Annotated in this window: 12 protein-coding genes; 5 read left to right on the top strand and 7 right to left on the bottom strand. The window is 43.9% G+C overall.

Features of this window, described 5'->3' with window-relative positions:
- Window positions 1–110: 110 nt before the first annotated feature.
- From kdpB to ACFGVR_RS03940, 7 genes are all read right to left on the bottom strand, one after another.
- Entirely contained in the window at window positions 111–2,138 is a 2,028-nt protein-coding gene (gene kdpB / locus ACFGVR_RS03970) for a potassium-transporting ATPase subunit KdpB (protein ID WP_448701296.1), read from the bottom strand.
- A 4-nt stretch (window positions 2,139–2,142) separates the two neighbouring features.
- Window positions 2,143–3,855 (bottom strand): potassium-transporting ATPase subunit KdpA, encoded by a 1,713-nt coding sequence (gene kdpA / locus ACFGVR_RS03965; protein WP_448701295.1) that lies wholly within the window; start codon window positions 3,853–3,855, stop codon window positions 2,143–2,145.
- A 10-nt stretch (window positions 3,856–3,865) separates the two neighbouring features.
- Window positions 3,866–3,943, bottom strand: a complete 78-nt coding sequence (locus ACFGVR_RS03960) for a potassium-transporting ATPase subunit F (protein ID WP_083227938.1) — start codon at window positions 3,941–3,943, stop codon at window positions 3,866–3,868.
- Window positions 3,944–4,446: 503 nt separating this feature from the next.
- Window positions 4,447–5,652: an MFS transporter gene (locus ACFGVR_RS03955; protein WP_448701293.1), complete on the bottom strand. Its 1,206-nt coding sequence runs from the start codon at window positions 5,650–5,652 to the stop codon at window positions 4,447–4,449.
- A gap of 143 nt (window positions 5,653–5,795) precedes the next feature.
- The gene (locus ACFGVR_RS03950) at window positions 5,796–6,227 is read right to left on the bottom strand and encodes a nuclear transport factor 2 family protein (RefSeq protein WP_448701291.1); all 432 of its coding nucleotides are present in this window, start codon (window positions 6,225–6,227) and stop codon (window positions 5,796–5,798) included.
- Between the two features lie 126 nt (window positions 6,228–6,353).
- Entirely contained in the window at window positions 6,354–7,136 is a 783-nt protein-coding gene (locus ACFGVR_RS03945; protein ID WP_448701289.1) for a class I SAM-dependent methyltransferase, read from the bottom strand.
- Window positions 7,137–7,235: 99 nt separating this feature from the next.
- Window positions 7,236–8,099: a helix-turn-helix domain-containing protein gene (locus ACFGVR_RS03940; protein ID WP_448701287.1), complete on the bottom strand. Its 864-nt coding sequence runs from the start codon at window positions 8,097–8,099 to the stop codon at window positions 7,236–7,238.
- 337 nt (window positions 8,100–8,436) lie between these two features.
- Here ACFGVR_RS03940 and ACFGVR_RS03935 point away from each other — a divergent pair, with 337 nt between their 5' ends.
- The 5 genes from ACFGVR_RS03935 (at window position 8,437) to ACFGVR_RS03915 (ending at window position 19,660) form a co-directional block, all read left to right on the top strand.
- Entirely contained in the window at window positions 8,437–10,605 is a 2,169-nt protein-coding gene (locus ACFGVR_RS03935) for an alpha-galactosidase (RefSeq protein WP_448701285.1), read from the top strand.
- Between the two features lie 145 nt (window positions 10,606–10,750).
- Window positions 10,751–13,174 (top strand): glycoside hydrolase family 3 N-terminal domain-containing protein, encoded by a 2,424-nt coding sequence (locus ACFGVR_RS03930; protein ID WP_448701283.1) that lies wholly within the window; start codon window positions 10,751–10,753, stop codon window positions 13,172–13,174.
- A gap of 18 nt (window positions 13,175–13,192) precedes the next feature.
- A complete protein-coding gene (locus ACFGVR_RS03925; protein WP_448701281.1) occupies window positions 13,193–14,551 on the top strand; it encodes a polysaccharide lyase 6 family protein in 1,359 nt (452 codons plus the stop codon).
- 340 nt (window positions 14,552–14,891) lie between these two features.
- Complete coding sequence (locus ACFGVR_RS03920) at window positions 14,892–18,029, top strand: SusC/RagA family TonB-linked outer membrane protein (protein WP_448701279.1); 3,138 nt, start codon at window positions 14,892–14,894, stop codon at window positions 18,027–18,029.
- Window positions 18,030–18,061: 32 nt separating this feature from the next.
- On the top strand, window positions 18,062–19,660 hold the full coding sequence (locus ACFGVR_RS03915; RefSeq protein WP_448701277.1) for a RagB/SusD family nutrient uptake outer membrane protein: 1,599 nt from the start codon (window positions 18,062–18,064) through the stop codon (window positions 19,658–19,660).
- Window positions 19,661–19,676 lie beyond the last annotated feature (16 nt).

Raw genomic sequence — 19,676 nt, 5'->3', positions numbered from 1 at the left:
TTAGATTTGAGTATTGCGATTTTAGTATTGAGATGTGCGTATTGCGATGATTAGCGGAGACTTATTCATGTTTTTGTCTCAATATGCATGTCGCAATACGCAATACTGTCCTATATCAGTATTCCCACCAGCATATCGATCAGCTTAATGCCGATAAACGGTATTACCACCCCGCCAAAGCCGTAGATAAACAGGTTTCGGCGCAGCAGCGCGCTGGCGCCTATCGGTTTATATTCAACTCCGCGCAAAGCCAGCGGTATCAGTAATGGTATGATAATGGCATTGAAGATCACTGCCGACAGGATAGCCGATTCCGGACTATGCAGTTTCATCACGTTCAATGCTCCCAGGGCCGGTATCGATACCATAAATAATGCCGGTACAATGGCGAAATATTTAGCCACATCGTTGGCGATAGAGAAGGTTGTCAATGTGCCGCGGGTCATCAGCAACTGTTTCCCTATTTCTACGATCTCGATCAGTTTGGTAGGGTCATTATCCAGGTCGACCATATTACCTGCTTCTTTGGCAGCTTGTGTGCCGCTGTTCATGGCCACGCCAACATCGGCTTGCGCCAGTGCCGGAGCATCGTTGGTACCATCGCCCATCATGGCTACAAGCTTACCACCTTGTTGCTCTTTTTTAATGTAATTCATTTTATCCTCGGGTTTTGCTTCCGCGATAAAATCGTCAACACCGGCTTTTTCGGCAATGAAGCGGGCGGTTAGCGGATTATCACCGGTAACCATTACGGTTTTTACACCCATTTTACGCAGGCGATCAAAACGTTCGGCAATGCCGGGTTTGATAATGTCTTGTAATTCTATTACGCCTAATATCTCCTCGTTCTCCGATACTACCAATGGTGTACCTCCGTTCGATGCGATCTTTTTCACTTCAGCCTCTACTTCGCTCGGGAATAAATGACCGGCTTTGGCTGCCATATTGCGTATCGAATCGAAAGCGCCCTTGCGGATGCGTAATCCATCGGGCGTATCTAAACCACTCGCGCGGGTTTCGGCAGTGAATTTGATGAATACCGAGTTATCCGGAACTTTTAGCGAGATCATCGGGTTACCGGCTTGCGCCAGTTCGATGATGGATTTACCTTCGGGCGTTTCATCAGCCAGCGAGCTTAATACACAGGCGCGGATAAACAATTGCATATCCACACCGTGGGCAGGATGAAAATTAGTAGCCTTACGGTTACCAATGGTGATAGTGCCTGTTTTATCGAGCAGCAGCGTATCCAGGTCGCCTGCAGTTTCAACCGCTTTGCCCGATTTAGTGATCACGTTGGCACGCAGGGCACGATCCATCCCTGCAATACCGATGGCCGATAACAGGCCACCGATAGTTGTAGGGATCAAACAAACGAACAAAGATATAAAGGCAGCTATTGTGATAGGTGTATTGGCATAATCGGCAAAGGGTTTTAGCGTAACGCAAACAATAACGAAGATCAGCGTAAAGCCGGCCAGTAAAATGGTCAGGGCAATTTCGTTAGGTGTTTTTTGTCGTGATGCCCCTTCAACCAAAGCGATCATTTTATCCAAAAAGCTTTCGCCGGGTTGAGTGGTTACCATTACCTTTATCCTGTCGGATAATACTTTGGTGCCGCCGGTTACTGATGATTTATCGCCGCCAGATTCGCGGATTACGGGTGCCGATTCGCCCGTAATAGCCGATTCGTCTATAGTAGCAATGCCTTCAATAATTTCACCATCAGTGGGGATATTATCGCCTGTTTCGCAGATAAACACATCACCTTTTTTGAGTTGAGATGACATTACGCGTTCTTCTTTGCCGTTAACCAGCAAACGAGCAGGTGTTTCTTCGCGGGTTTTGCGCAGGCTCTCGGCTTGCGCTTTGCCGCGGGCTTCGGCAATGGCCTCAGCAAAGTTGGCGAACAGCACAGTAAGCAGCAATATTACAAACACGGTAAAATTGTAGCCAAAGCTGCCCTGGCCTTTGTTGGCGAATGAATAAATGCTGACAATGAGCATCACCACGGTACCTATCTCTACGGTAAACATAACCGGGTTGCGTACCAGTATGCGCGGGTCGAGCTTAATGAACGATTGCTTAAACGCATCGCTTACCTGTTCGCCCTGGAATAAAGTATTTTGAGTTTTCATGTTATTAAAAAGAAAAATGTTCAGCAATGGGACCTAAAGCCAGTGACGGGAAGAATGATAGTGCGGCGATGATCACGATCACGGCAAACACCATTACGCCAAAGGTTGAGGTATCACTTTTTAAAGTTCCGGCACTTTCGGGGATGAATTTTTTGTTGGCCAGTATGCCAGCAATGGCCAGCGGACCAATAATAGGCAGGAACCGGCCTAATATCATCACAAAACCCGCACTTACGTTCCAGAAAATGTTGTTATCGCCCAGGCCCTCAAAGCCCGAGCCGTTGTTGGCCGCGCAGGATGAGTATTGATACAACATTTCAGAAAAGCCATGGAACGAGGGGTTATTTAACCAGGTTGAAGGTTTAACCGCCCAGTTTGCATTGGGCATGTGTACCAGTACATATGATGAGACGGCGGTACCTACCAATATGATAAATGGATGCAGCAAAGCAATAAGCGATGCGATCTTCATTTCGCGGGCCTCTATCTTCCGCCCGAAAAATTCCGGCGTACGCCCAACCATCAACCCTGATATAAATACAGCAATGATGATGAAGATGTAAAAGTTTAAAAAGCCTACTCCGCAGCCGCCATAAAAACAGTTGATCATCATGCCCATCATCTGGCTGAAACCGGATACCGGCATGGCGCTATCGTGCATGGAGTTTACCGAGCCGGTTGAGGTTACGGTGGTCATTACACTCCAATATGCCGAGTTTAGCGGCCCAAAGCGTACTTCCTTGCCTTCCATTGAGCCGGTTGGCTGGCTGACACCCATTTTGGCTATGGCCGGATTGCCGCCGGTTTCGGCTTTCATCGTCGGTATCATCAGGCAAAGCATACCTACTGTCATCACACCGAATATCACGTAAGCAAACTTTTTTTTGTTGAGGTAAAAGCCCAGCGCAAATACTAACCCGATGGGGATAATAAGCTGTGCAACCAGCTCAGTGGTATTGGTGAGGTAGTTCGGGTTTTCGAGCGGGTGTGCCGAGTTTGCGCCAAACCAGCCCCCTCCGTTGGTACCCAGGTGTTTAATGGCGATCATAGCGGCTGCCGGCCCCCGCGATACATGCACGGTATCGCCTTGCAGGCTTATAAAAGTATCCTTGCCTTTATAGCTTGTTGGTGTACCGTTAAATGCTAAAATAATGGCAATGACTATTGATATCGGCAATAGCAACCGGGTAATGCTTTTAACAAAGTAATCCCAAAAGTTACCTAACTTATCTGTAACCTTATCTTTTAAAGCTTTAAACACTACAATAAGGATAGCTATACCGGTTGCTGCCGATACAAAGTGCAAAAACATCAGCACAAAATGCTGTGTAAAATAGGTGACGCCGCTTTCGCCCGAGTAATCCTGCAGGTTGCAGTTTACCAAAAAGCTGATGGCCGTATTAAAAGCCAGGTCGGGTGTTTGATTGGGATTGCCATCGGGGTTTAAAGGTAAATGCGACTGGTACAACAGGCAAAAGAACGAGTAAAAAAGCCACACGGCATTTACGGTAAGCATGGCGAATAAATGCTGTTTCCAGTTCATTTCGCGTTTGGGATCTATCCCGCTAAAGCGGAATATAAGGCGCTCAACCGGAGCCATAAAATCCAGCCATGTTTTTTCGCCTTTAAAAACCCTGGCAATATACCTGCCGAGCGGGATAGCGATGACAAGCGTGAGTAAGAAAGTAAATATTACTCCTGATAGTTCGGTGTTCATAGTTTAGTGATTAAAATTTTTCGGGTTTTAAAAGCACGTAAACCATGTAAAAAAACACAGCTACGGCTACAATAAATAATGCGATCATGATGATTAGATTTTTTCGAAATAGTTAACGGATTTAAAGAACAGCCAGAAAATGACTACGAAGAGGATGAGATAAATGATAGTTTGTATAGTGTCCATTTTGATGTGGGTTTGGTGTATTGATTAAATAATGATCATTTTCACTTTCAGGTAAACCACATAAATGATGGCCAGGGTAAAAAGCCACGCCAATACAATGGCGATGATCTCTTTTAAAGTATATTTTAAGCCTTGTTCTTTCATGATCTGTGTGAAGTGATACTGTCTCTGATTATTTTATGACAGCATACCAATGGCAATGCCAATCGAGGTGTGTTGGCTACATTAAATTGATTTACAAGATGTTGTGTTGAAAATTCCAACCGGGATGTAATAATCAAACCCTATCAAAATGATAAGGTTTGATTATATTGATAGGATACAGATTGTGAAGCGGGCATGTGGTGCCAGTTGCGTTATCGCCGCAAGAGACCTAAGGAAATTCCCAAGCGAAAGAAGGGCTTTTTATGCAGTAACAGAGATCTGTTGCCGTTCTTTATTTCTGATACGGTAAACGGCAAACATTACCATTGCCGATAAGGCAATAAACACCAGGTAACTATAGCTCAGGTTGGCCTCATCCTTTGCAGGGATAGCACTTACCACGCCATAACTTAAAAACGAAATAATGACATAGGCCAGCCCGCCGGTCAATCCACCGGCTATGCCTGCATTTTGAGGGAATTTGCCCAGGCAAAAAGTAAAGTAATTATTGAATGTAAAACCCGTAGATACATGGATAATGAACGCAAAAAAGATAAGCGAGTACAGGTTGCTTACAAACCGCAGGCTGATGATCATTGCGATAACGAAGATGATCTGTAAACCCAAATTAACCGTTAAGCGTTTATAAAACGGGCGGTTAATGGTTGCCTTGCCGATAAAGCCGCCCGTCATCCAGGCGAAACCTAAAATCAGAGAACTGTACCCCGCAGTTACTGGCGACAGGTTTAAATGGTGCTCGATGATGAAAGGGCCGGTCATGTTGTAGATCATCACCATGCCGTAGGCCAGCCCCAGCATTACAATACCTAAGGTGAAAGTTGCCGTACTGATCATCTGTTTATAGATATTGAGGATACTTTTGATCTGGAAAACTGTGCGATGCACCAGTGTTTCGCCGCTGAAAAAATACTCCAACACGGCCATTACAAAGGCAAAACCTCCTAAAAAATAAAAGCTCGATTGCCAGCCAAATGCCTTTTCAAGATAACCGCCAATAAATGGCGCTACGATCGGCCCGGCCGACCAGATAATAGAAAATAAACTAAGGTAATGCTTGAGTTGATCACCGGTGAAAAGATCGACAAAGTATGCCCGTTTAGCCACCACAATCGTTCCGACGGTCAGCCCGTGTACCACCCTCATCAGGTAGATCAAATACAGATTTTTTGTCGTCGCTATAACCAGGCTGGCCGCAGCGAAGATCAATAAAGCGCTTAAGCAGGCTTTGTATCGGCCAAAACTATCCAAAAAGCTGCCCACAAAAAGTTGCGACGCGCCATAACTGATCAAAAACAGGCTTAAGGTTATCTCTACATTTACACTGCTGGTATGTAATTCACCGGCCATTGCGGGTAACGATGGGATATAGATGTCGGTTGCAAAACCGGATAAAGGGAGCAGGGCAAAAGCTAAAATAATAGCAATGCCAGAGTTTTTGTCTTTCATAAGCGGGTACAAAACTGATGATAATTGATAAAATGAACGGGCTTTACAGCGACATATCTTTGTAAAATTTGAGTAGGATGAACCCGCAAAAAAGCCCGCAACAAATACTGTTGACGGGCCTTCGTTATCCACAGGTATGGAAATTATTTAAATACCGTATAAACGCTGGTTATCTTCCAGCCATCGGTAGTATTGGTAAGCGTTACATAATTGGTACGTGTAAAAGTTGCATATTTCATGTCAACCTTTACTACGGTTAAATCAGTATTGCTTTCGCTTACCGAAGTAGTGGTAACACACTGCTGCTCCAGGTTTTCGTCTTGCTTTACCAAAGTGATCAGGTCGGCTTTGGTAAAGCTTAACATTTTGGCGCCGCGCAGCATGGTAAATTTCGCGCTTGCGTCAATTACCGTGCTAAGGTCGGCAACCTGGCCGTGCGTTAACGCATTTACATAGGTGTTAACCGCGTGGTTAACTGTTAAAGCTTCGTTATCGGTATTTAACCCGGCTGCTTTTGCAGTGCCAAACGTCACCAGTATAACTAAACTTAATGTGAGGGTTTTTAGATTTTTCATGTTTTTTAAGATTTACGACAGCAACCCGATGATGATGATCTTCAGATCGCTGCATTTTGACGAAAATGACCATCTGTGTATCTTTTTAATGGTCTTGTTAATTACATTCATATTTAATAACGGCACTTATTTTTCTACAATAAACAACAGGAACTGGTTATGTAAAAAGTACATCCTGTCGGTAATGGCAAACGGTTCAAATGCCTTTGCGATCACAGCTTCTACCGTTTCTTTAGGGTTGGTGTTCATGGCTGCCGCTGCGGGTCCGGTGCTCATAAAACCGTTAACCGCCTCGCCGGTGTTGTGATACAAAGCCGGGCATGCTACTGTTGCATTAAAAACCAGCTTTAAACCATTCTTTTTACAGATGCCTTCGATCTTTCCATCTTCGGATAAAGCGAAGGGGCCAGGAGTGCCCGCGGGTGGTGGCGGCAATAATGTGCCAACAGCTTTCAGTATATTGGTTGATTGGCTGTTCTCGGGTTTATCCCAAATACCGATCACCAACCGGCCGCCTGGTTTCAACACACGCTTTGCCTCTACCAGGGCGCTTTCAAAACTGCCGGCATATTGAAATGAATTAAACCCGGTTACCACATCAAAGCTTTCATCGCCAAAAGGCATAGCTTCCAGGTCGCCTTCAATAAAATTGTTTTTGGGGTTACGCTGCCGGGCTACTTCCAGTAAACCCGGGGCTGCATCCATCCCGGTAACCCGTGCACCGGCATTAATAGCTATGCTGCTAAACAATCCCGAACCGCAGCCGGCATCTAACAACAGCGAGCTTGGTGTGAGGTTAAGCTGCTGTAATGCCTTTTGGTACATCGGTATAAAAACCGGTTCGAAATAATTTGTCCAGTTTTGCGGTGCCACACTCCACAACTTTCCTTGCACTGCTTTTGTGCTCATAATCATAAAATTTAAATGTTCAAATAAATAAAGGCACAAAAGTATGGGGCCGTTTACAAAGCAGCTTTGCCTAAAGGTTCAAACATCTTACCTAAAAGTTCAGGCCAAAACAGCCTGTTTTACAGAGGCGGGAGTAGTGCCAAACCGTTCGCGAAAAGCACGGCTAAAATGCGAGGGATTTTCAAAACCGCTTTCAAAAGCAGCTTCGCTTACGGTTCTGTCGGCATTGGCAAGCAGGTGCATAGCATGGTTGAGGCGTTTTTCGATCAGCCATTTGCCCGGCGTGGTTTTAAAGTGTTTCTGGAAATCGCGTTTAAACGCTGATAAGCTGCGGTTACTTAACCGGGCAAACTGAGGTAGCTTTAAGTTAAAGCAATAGTTATTGTCCATTACCCTTTGCAGCGACAGGGCCTGGGGTTCGTTTAGTAATGAGCAAAAATACGACAGCATTTGCCCGTTATCCGGATTGCCGGCTATGGTGAGAATAAGTTCCCTGAATTTTAACTCGAGTAACGACCTGTCGGGTTCGTGCCCATTTTCAAAGAAAACCATCATTGATTGAAAAAAGGTATGCACCGCTGTATTACTGTCGATGGCAATAACAGGGTCGTACTCTTTTTCGGGATTATAAATTGGCGAGCTTTTGCTTTTTAGTACATCACAAATAAATTCATCAGGTAAAAAGAGCATCATCAGGCAAAAAGCCTCGTTAAAAAACTGCTCGATAATGCAAGCTCCTTTTTGTACAAATACGCAGCTACCTTCGCGCAGATCATAAGAACCATGAGCAGTATGCCACTTTTTTTGACCGCTTATTACATAAATAATGTAGTTATGCTCGCTCCAGGCATCCTGGTATTTTGATTGCAGCGGACAGTTGTATAACGAGATGAGACTTTCGCCGCAATTAAATTGACGGTAAAAGCCGGGGTCGTTTATCTTCTTCTCGTAAATATTGATCATGGTGACAGGTAAGGCCAAAAGTAGATAATTTTTAATGGAACAGTAAGTAATTGAATTGTAATAATCTGTATATCTGATAGTTGTTGCAACATGTATTAACTTCAACAGCTTCACTTGCGGTACGGCAGGCCAGCCAATTTGGTTGCTACAGGCTCATCATAAAATCCAATTAAACTGAATAGCATGTCAATAAAACTGAGTGTTGTGTTAACTAAAATCACTTTAATTGTATCGTAGCGAAGCTTTTACATTATAATGGTTTTACACGCTGTGTTATTTTGCATACTTTTGTGCCCGCCAATACAATTCAGCCTAAACCAGCTAATTTTTTTATAATATGAGGATACTAAAGACAGGCATATGTGCTATGCTGCTTTTTTGCTGTGTATTTGCTAATGCCCAGAACGAGAAACAACTTATTGTGCAAACAAAGCACGTTAGCCTGGTACTAACCGTTGGTAAAAACAACCGGGTTTACCAATCGTATTTTGGTAAGCGTTTGCTTAATAATGCTGATTATGCCCGTTTAAACAGTACCAAACACGAGGCGTATATAACCGGCGGGATGGAGGACCAGTTTGAACCGGCCATTAAAGTTACCCATACCGATGGCAACCCATCCCTGGAGCTTAATTATGTGAGCAGCAGTTCAAATCCTTCCGGGGAGGATATGACCGAGACCGTAATTAACCTGAAAGACCCTAAATACCCGGTTGAAGTGGTTTTGCATTACCAGGCCTTTGCTCAGGAAGATGTGATCAAAGCATGGACGGAAATTAAGCACGGCGAAAAATCGCCGTTGTTGTTAAACAACTATGCTTCGGCAATGCTGCACTTTGATGCTAAGAAATATTGGTTGACGCATTTTCATGGCGATTGGGCGCTGGAAATGAAGATGCAGGAAGATGAATTAACAACAGGCAACAAAATAATCGATAGTAAATTAGGTACCCGTGCCGATATGTACGAAGCACCGTTGTTTATGCTGGCGCTCAACAAACAAGCCGACGAAACCAGCGGCGAAGTGGTTGCCGGGTCGCTGGCGTGGACGGGCAATTTCCAGTTTCAGTTTGAGATGGACGAGCATAACTCGTTAAGGCTCATATCGGGGATTAACCCGGTAGCATCCGAATATCACCTTGACGCCGGTAAAACCTTTACCACACCAGCTTTTATTTTTACCTATAGTAATGAAGGTAAGGGGCAGGCCAGCCGCAACCTGCATAAATGGGCGCGCAACTATGGTATTGTTGATGGCAACAAATCCCGGATGACTTTGTACAATAATTGGGAAACCACCGATATGAAGTTTGATCAAAACCTATTGGTTGGCTTATTTGATGATGTTAATAAATTAGGTGCCGACTTGTTTTTGTTAGATGATGGCTGGTTTGGTAATAAATACCCGCGTAACAACGATAAAGCCGGTTTGGGTGATTGGCAGGAAAACAAAGCTAAGCTGCCGGGCAACATAGAGTATCTGGTTAAGCAAGCCGAAGCCAAGGGCATAAAGTTTGGGATATGGCTGGAGCCGGAAATGGTAAACCCTAAAAGCGAACTGTACGAAAAGCACCCCGACTGGATATTGAAGCTGCCAAACCGCGATGAGAACTACCAGCGTAATCAGCTGGTGCTTGATCTCACCAACCCCAGGGTGCAGGATTATGTGTACAGCATTGTAGATAACATGATGACCAATAACCCGGGTATAGCCTATATTAAATGGGATTGTAACCGTACCATGAGCAATACCTACTCGCCGTATTTAAAAGACAGGCAATCGCAGGTGTATGTTGATTATACTTTGGGCCTTTACCATGTGCTGGATAAGGTAAGAGCAAAATATCCCCACCTGCTGATGATGCTTTGCTCGGGTGGTGGCGGCCGTACCGAATATGGCGCTTTGAAGTATTTTACTGAGTTTTGGCCGAGCGATAATACCGACCCGCTTGAAAGGGTGTTTATCCAGTGGGGCTACTCAAACTTTTTTCCGTCAATTACCATATCGGCGCATGTTACCCAGTGGAGTAAAACAGCAACCATAAAATATCGCACCGATGTTGCCATGATGGGCCGTTTAGGATATGATCTTAGCATTAAAAAGTTGACTGATGCCGAAGTGCAGTTTAGCAAACAGGCCATCAAAAATTATAACCGTTTAAACAGCGTGATCTGGTACGGCGATCTGTACCGCCTCATATCACCATACGAAGAAGACCGCGCAGTTTTGATGTATGTTAACGATGCCAAAAGCAAAGCTGTACTGTTTAACTACTTTTTAAATACGCGGTACAAGGCGCAATTTAACGTGGTAAAATTACAGGGACTTGACCCGCAGAAAAATTACAAAATTGAAGAGATCAACCTGATGGATGGTATCAAATCGAACTTTAACGACAGTGGTAAAATATACAGCGGCGATTACCTGATGACCGTTGGCCTAAACCTTTCGGCAGGCAAGATCATTCCGCAAACCAGCAATGTTATCGAGATCACACAACAATAATGATGCGCTAAAGTTACATGGTATGTCAATAACCGTTAATTATTAGCCGATACGCCTTAATATCAGGGGGCATATAAACCTACTTTTGACTACATCCGCATGAGCGACGATAAAGCTTGCGGAACCCATTATTTTAATTTGTTACATGAATTTTTTTAGCAGGGAAATAAAATGCTATGGCCTGGTTGCCGCTTTAACCGTACTGATGATGGGACAGGTAAACGCGCAGCAAAAAAGTATTTATCATAAAGGCTGGATCGACTTTAACAAGAATGGCAAAATGGATGTGTTTGAAGATCCTGCACAACCCATTGATGCACGCGTTGCCAACCTGATATCCCAAATGACGGTTGACGAGAAGACTTGCCAAACAGCAACGCTTTATGGATATGGCCGTGTGCTGAAAGATGAAATGCCGACCCCCGAATGGAAGAATGAAATATGGAAAGACGGTATTGCCAATATTGACGAGGAGCTTAACGGGCTGGCTTATCATCCAAAATCGGATACTAAATACTCTTACCCATACAGCCGCCATGCCGAAGCCATTAATACGGTGCAGAAATGGTTTGTTGAAGAAACCCGCTTAGGCATCCCAGTTGATTTTAGCAACGAAGGCGTCCACGGCTTAAATCACGACAGGGCGACACCTTTGCCTGCGCCTATAGCCATTGGCAGCACCTGGAATAAAAATTTAGTTTACCAGGGAGGCGCGATAGTTGGCCGGGAAGCCAAAGCATTAGGCTATACCAATGTTTACGCGCCCATACTTGATCCATCACGCGACCAGCGCTGGGGGCGCGTGGTTGAAACTTATGGCGAGGACCCTTTTTTGATAGCTGAACTGGGCAAGCAGATGACACTGGGCATTCAGGATCAGCACGTGGCCGCTACGCTAAAGCATTTTGCCGTTTACAGTGTACCTAAAGGTGGCCGCGATGGTAATGCCCGTACCGATCCGCATGTGGCGCCGCGCGAAATGCAATCCATATTTCTATACCCGTTCAGGCGGGTTATCCAGGAGGCACATCCGCTGGGGGTAATGAGCAGCTATAACGATTGGGATGGTATCCCGGTAACGGGCAGTTATTATTTTTTAACCGAACTGCTGCGCGAAAAATTTGGCTTTACCGGATATGTGGTATCGGATAGCGAAGCCGTTGAATTTTTGTATACCAAATATCATGTCGCCACTGATGCGAAGGACGCGGTAAGGGAAGCATTTGAGGCTGGTTTAAATGTGCGCACCCACTTTACCATGCCGGAGGCATTTATTAATCCGTTACGTGAGCTGGTTAAGGAAGGTAAAGTTTCGATGAAAACTTTAGACAGCCGTGTTGCTGATGTATTGCGGGTTAAGTTTAAACTGGGCCTGTTTGATCAGCCTTATGTTGCCGATCCAAAAAAGGCCGATGAGATAGTTAACCCTAAAAATACAAAAGATTTTGTTTTGAACATGGCGCACCAATCGCTGGTGCTGCTAAAAAACGATCACAACTTTTTACCGCTTGATATTAAAAAGACCAATAAAATTTTAGTTGCCGGTCCGCTGGCAACGGCAACCAGGTATTTAGTCAGCCGTTACGGCCCGTCGAATATTGCTACGCCAACGGTATTGGATGGCATTAAGGCTTATGTGGGTACCAGGGCGCAGGTTAGCTATGCCAAAGGCTGCGATGTGGTTGATGCCACCTGGCCCGAAAGCGAGATCATTAATACGCCATTAACCGGCGATGAACAGGCGTCGATAACCCAGGCCGTTGAGCAGGCTAAGCAATCAGATGTGGTAATAGCCGTACTGGGCGAAGATGAAGACCAGGTTGGCGAAGCTAAATCGCGTACGGGGCTTGATCTGCCTGGTCGTCAGGAGAAATTATTAGAAGCGTTACAAGCTACCGGTAAACCGGTACTGCTGGTATTGATAAACGGGCAGCCGCTTACCATCAATTGGGCCAACCGTTATGTCAATGGTATCATAGAAGCCTGGTTCCCTGATAATGCAGGTGCGCAGGCAATTGCCGAAACCATTTTTGGCGATTATAACCCGGGTGGCAAGCTATCCATCACCTTCCCGAAAACTACCGGGCAAATCGAATTTAATTTTCCTTTTAAGCCCTCATCGCAAGCCAACCAGCCGTCGGCAGGCCCAAACGGTTATGGTAAAACCAGTGTTAACGGTGCCTTGTATCCGTTTGGCTACGGCTTAAGCTACACCACTTTTTTATACAGCAATTTAACTGTTAGCACCGATGGCCATAAAGCAAGCGATATACAAGTGAGTGTAGATATAAAAAATACCGGCAAGGTTAAAGGCGACGAAGTAGTGCAGCTTTATTTAAAAGATATGGCAAGCAGCGTAATTACTTACGATACCCAGTTACGCGGTTTTGAGCGGATAACCCTTGAGCCGGGCGAAACCAAAACGGTTAAATTTACCCTGCACCCCGACGACCTTTCTCTGCTGGATAAAAACATGAACTGGGTTGTTGAACCGGGCGTTTTTGAGATACGCATGGGCAGCTCATCCGAAGATATACGAACTAAAAAACAATTTACCATTACCGATTGATCCCTTAGATTATATATAATGAAACCGAGAACTCCCCAAATCCCCCGCAAACTGAGCACATTTATTGTATTTACTTTATGCCTGTGTACAGTTGTATTTGCCGATAACGTTAAAGTTACTTCGATACCGGCGCTGCAGAGTGCCATTAACAATGCCAAAGCAGGCGATGTGATCACGCTGGCTAATGGTGTTTACAACACTACCGAAGATATAGTAGTAAACCGCAAAGGAAATAAAGTGCATCCCATTATTATCTGCGCCGAAACAATTGGCAATGCCGAAATAAACGGCGTGGGCGGTTTTAACCTGGCAAGCGGTGCAACTTATGTAACCATTAAAGGCTTTAAGTTTACCCACAAATCATCAAAGGCTAAAACAGCTGGTGGCAGCAGCTTTTGCCGTTGGACACAAAATATTTTTGAAAACAGTGGCGACGGCGAAGACCTGACGATTGCAGGCAGCGATCATGAAATAGACCACAACACGTTCCAAAATAAAAATGCAATGGGCCGTTTCCTGGCTATCCGGGGAACCGGTAAACAAATTGCCGAAAGGTTAAGCATCCATCACAATTACTTTACTAACTATGTAAGTCAGGGGGGTAAAAACGGTGCCGAAACCTTGCAATTTGGGTTAAGCGGTTTTAGCCTGTCGACGAGCAACAGCGTTGTTGAATATAACCTGTTTGAGCAATGTGCCGGCGAAAATGAGTTGATCTCGGTTAAAGCCTCGGGTGTTACGCTGCGTTATAACACCATTCGCGATTGCCCCGCGCAGTTTACATTAAGGCATGGCAATAAATCTATCATATACGGCAATTATTTTATTAATACACCCGGCCTGCGCATTTTTGGCGACGACCATTTTGTTGTAGGCAACTATTTTGAAAACTGTAAACCTGCCATAACTATAGGTAACGGTGATGGCGAAGTTGCCGATGGCGCACAATTAACCGCGCATGACAGGCCAGACCGTGTAGTGATATCCAACAATACCTTAATAAACAATGCCGAAAACTACGTAATGACCCAACGCACTAACGGAATGGGAGCAACTTATACCACTTTTACTAATAACATTATAGAGGGCGGCGGCCCGGCTGCTACTGTTACGGGTCCGTACCCTAATGCCAAATGGGCCGGTAATATTTTATTCAAGGTAAAAGATGCCGGAGCCATGCCTGCAGAAGGTTATACGCTAACCGATCCAAAACTCACTAAAGCTGCTGGCGGATATGATGTACCGGGAGGTAGTAACAGTAAGCTTTATTACCCATTGGTTAAGGTAACTGCTGATGGTAAAATAGTGAGTAGCGAGGGCGCCAGCACTAATTATGTATTGACCACCGCCGATGTAGGTTACCGGTCGTTAAAATAAAACCAATAGTTTCATTAAACCGTTATTGTATTTAAAACGCATCATGCATGCGATCGTTTTACAGGGTTTACCGGCCTTAATTATGCGTAATAATCATGTTTTAGCACAGCCTTACCTATTTATTGTCAAAATAGCTGAATAATTTGCCAATAGTAATCAATGGGCATAACCAAATAATTAGGTACTTGCATTAACCAATTTTATAACCAATTTTCCTCAAAACCAATTTAACCAAAATGATGATGAACAAAATTATGACGCACCTCTATTCTCCGATTTTCATCCAAAATTTTTAATTAACTCCTTAATAATTAACTAAATCCTAATCTTCATTAGTATTATGGTCAAACTATTTACTCAAAAAATTACCGAAGCCGGTGGCCACATTATGAGGCTATCCATGCTCATGCTTGTTTTATTGATCAGTGTATCAATTGCACATGCACAAAACGCGGCACCTAAAGTTGCCGGTACAGTTACCGATTCGAAAGGCGAAACGCTGATAGGTGTAACTGTTAAAATAAAAGGTACGCCAATAGGTGTAGTTACCGATGTTAATGGTAAGTATACCGTATCAGTACCCGATGATAAAGCCATTTTGGTATTCAGCTATATTGGCTATAACTCACACGAAGAACTTGTAGGCACCCGCAGGGTGATCAATACAACCTTAACCGAAACCTCTAATGATCTAAGCGAGGTTGTGATCACAGGTTACGGCCAGGAAGTTAAAAAACGCGACCTGACAGGTTCTATCGCTACAGTAGGCGCTAAGCAAATTGACGAGCGCCAGCCGGTAACCTTGTTTGATGCCTTGGAAGGCCAGGCTGCAGGTGTGCAGGTTTCTAACGATAATGGCGACCCATCGGGCCAGGGATCAATTGTTATACGTGGCGCAGGTACCTTAAACTCGGGTACGGGACCATTGTATGTAATTGATGGTGTGATCAGTACAGATGCCAACTATCTCAACCCGGCTGATATTGCTTCGGTTGAGATATTGAAGGATGCTGCTTCGGCTGCGATCTATGGTTCACGTGGTGCAAACGGTGTAATATTGATCACTACCAAACGCGGCCAGGAAGGCAAACCATCAATCACGGCAAGCTACGGCCATTTGTTTGGTAAGCTGGCTCACAGCCTGCCTACGGCATCGGCAAACGACTTGCGTTTTTATCGTAAAAACCGGGGCGATGGTAACAACGGTATCAACCAGGATTCGGTAAACCATTACCTGAATGCCGATAACGATTACCAGGAATTGTTATTTAGAACAGCTAATAAAAACACCCTTAACCTGGGTATAAGCGGCGGTCAAAAAGGCTTAACATATTATACAGGTGTAGGCTATATCGATGATCAGTCGATAGTATTGAACAGCTACATTAAAAGATTACAAACAACTATTAATGTTGATTTTCAACCAAGTGATAAATTTAAAATAACCAATAATTTATCGTTTGCTTATCAAACCGGTAACGATATCCCGGTTGGAACGAGTATTAAACAAATTTTTGAGCGTAACCCGTGGACAGCGATCTATCGCCCCGACGGAACCCTGGCAAGTTATGTTGAATCAAAACGTAACCCGGTAGCTTATGCTTTATTACAAACCAATGGAGCTACAAGTTATCTGGCCCAATACAACGTATCGGCTAACTACTCGTTTACAAAAGATCTGAAATTAACCGGAAGCTTTAACGCTAAATTGAGTAATCCTACAACACAATCGTTTACCCCTACTATATTAACCAGCGGCGGTACCGGTGCAAGTGTAGGCAGCACTACAGATACAAGACAATTCTCATACCAGTTACAGGCGTTTTTAAACTACCGTCACACTTTTGGCGGTGCTCACACCGTTAGCGGTACTTTAGGCTTTAGCCGTGAGCATCAAAGAACTGATGAGTACGATATCGGTGATAATAACTACCTGAGCGAACTGGTGTTTACATCAAACGTAGGTGTTGTTGATTTAACTAAAACAGGTACAAGCGCAACTGCTTTTGGTACAGAGTCGGCTTTTGCGCGTTTAGGTTACGATTATAAATCGAGATATATTTTAACAGGTACCTACAGAAGAGACGGATCATCAAGGTTTGGACCGGATAATAAATGGGGTGACTTTTACTCGGGTGGTTTTGCATGGCGCTTTACCGATGAGCCGTTTATGAAATGGACCAAAAAGTTTCTTGAAGACGGTAAGTTAAGATATAGTATCGGTCAGTTAGGTAATGACCAGTTAAAGGACAATTACCTTTATTCAACCTTGATCAATTTTGGAAGCGACAATACCAATACCTCTTATGCAGGAAACGCTTCGGCAGCGTTATCTACCACCTTGGGTAATAACGCAATAAAATGGGAAAATACCACTACTCAAAATTTTGGTATGGACCTAACCTTTTTTAAAGGGCGTTTAACATTTACACCGGAGTATTATATTAAAAAAACCAACGGTTTGTTATATTCTACATCGCTACCTGAAGAAACAGGCCCGGCAAACGTACCAGTTAACCTTGGGGATATAGATAACACAGGCATTGAGCTTACCATATCCGGAACGCCGATTGTAAGTAAGGATTTTACCTGGAATATCAGCACTAACGTAACCTTCCAGCAGGCCGGATTAATTAAGCAATTAGCTAACCACACCCCTTATTATACAGGAGCATATATTATACAGGAAGGTGGCCATGTTGGTGATTTTTACCTGTACAAAAACCTGGGTGTTTATCAATATGATGTATCAAATGCATACGCAACTAATGGCGACAGGTTAATACCGGTTGGCGTATCGGCAGATGGTAAAACGGCAACCAGCTATCTGGATAATGGCCAGCCTTATACCGGGCCAATACGTCAAATGACCAGAAATGGCCTTACACTAAAAGGAGGTAACACTATCTGGCAGGATGTAAATAATGACGGTATAATTGATGCTAATGATAAGCAGATGTTAGGAAATGGTATTCCGCCGCGCTTTTTTGGTGTAACTAACTTTTTCACCTACAAGCATTTTACCTTAAACGTTACCGTTAATGGATCATATGGTAACAAAATTTATAACGGTACAGCAAATGGCCAAAACACCAACAGCTCTACTTATTCGCCACCAACTGTTGATGCTATTTATAACTCATGGCTGCGCCAGGGTGATATTGCCAAGTACCCGCTGTTTACCAACAAAGATACCTATGGTGATGTGAGCAACGGACTTAACAGCCTGTATCTTGAAAATGGCTCATTTATCAGGTTGGCAAACGTAAAACTAACCTATATGCTCGATCAGAAACTGATCTCAAAGATCGGAGCAAAAAAGGTTGCAATATATGCATACGGGGATAATTTACTCACCTGGACAGATTACACCTGGTTTGACCCTGAGTTTAGCTCAAATGTTCTTACTCCGGGTACGGATAATGGTAAATATCCAAAAAGAAGAGAAGTTGGGTTTGGTATAAGTATTGGTTTCTAAAAAAAATGAAGATGAATTTTAGCAATAAAATAATGAAAAAAATAATGGGTATCGCTGCTATAGCATTTGCTGTTGCAGCGGTAAGCAGCTGCAAAAAAGACGTAACTGAGCTGCCCTTAAGTGCGGTAAGTTTGGATGTCTACTTCAGAAGTAATAAAGATATTACCGCAGCTTTATCCGGCATGTATCTCTCTTTCCAGGAAGAGATGACCGGCGTGGGCAACGGTAAAGATCAAGCGGATAATACCGAAGCTTATGGCGGCAGATATCACTATTGGGGCGAAGGCCGATCTGATAACTTTGACAGGAGCCAGTATAACAATAATACGATTACCGAGCTGGCCTTTAACGCGGTTACCATTAATAATGCTACAGCCGATTGGGGCGGGTTATACCGTACTATATACCGCGCTAATACCAACATTAAGTATATACCGCAGGTACCTCAATATGATAACCTGGCCACAACAACCATAGTGAATAATGCTTTAGCGCAAAGCTATGCTATGCGTGCAGAATGCTATTTTTATATTGTACGTGTTTGGGGCGATGGGGTAATATGGACAACTCCTTACACTGATGCAACACAGCCCCCTGCAAAAACCAGATCGCCCAAAGCCAAAATTATCGATTCGTTAATTATCCCCGATTTGACCAAAGCGTACTCACTTATCTCCAAAGGTCAAACTGCAAATGCATGGTATATTAATGAAGGCGCTATTTGCGCGATAATGGCTGATGTTTATATGTGGAGGGCCGGTCAACCTGGCGGTGGCCAGTCTGACTACCAGAATGCCATTGCATGGACTCAAAAATTATTTGCAGCAAAATCACCACTTGGTGTTGCATATACAGGCACATCTGCAGGTAACCTGGAATCGCAGGCTACCTGGAAAAACGTATTCCTTAACCCAACAACTTCTCCCGAAGCTATTTGGAGCATTAATTGGGATAACACTGCAAATGGTTGTGCATGTATACCTATCACTACGCAATTGAGCAATAACCCGGTACAGGCAGATACCTCTATTTATTTTAAATGGAAGAAAAACAACAAAGTAGATACCAGGTTTGGCAAAACCATAGATACGCTTGCTACGCCAAGTGGCTCGTATCTTGCGCATGGTGATAAAACGCTAAAGTATTTTAACACCAATTATAATGCGTCGGGTATTTTGGCAACAGGCACAACTGCTCTCAATTTAAATGTATACCTGGTAATGTACCGTTTAAGTGATGTTTATTTGTCATTGGCCGAAGCGTATGCACAAACAGGCGATTTAACAAACGCGCTTAAATACCTCAATTTTATTTATGTAAGAGCAAGGGTTCCAATTCCACCGGCCACAGCAGTAACGCCAATTCCGGCAACGCAATACACTACCACCACTGATATGGAGAATGCCATTTTACAGGAAAGGCAATATGAATTATTTGGCGAAGGCAAACGTTGGTTTGACCTGGTGCGTACCGGTAATGTTAAAAATATAATGGACCCTGTGGTATCGCGCCGTCAACGGATATTTGGTACCGTACAAACCGGTTTCCAGGATTTGAATAAGATCTACTGGCCTTTAAGTCAAAACGCGCTTAATGCTAACCGCACATTAGTTCAAAACCCTGGATATTAATTATTAAAGCATTAAT

Source organism: Mucilaginibacter aureus (assembly GCF_053514885.1).
Note: the sequence above shows the minus strand (reverse complement) of the source record. Positions and strands in the feature narration are given on the sequence as shown.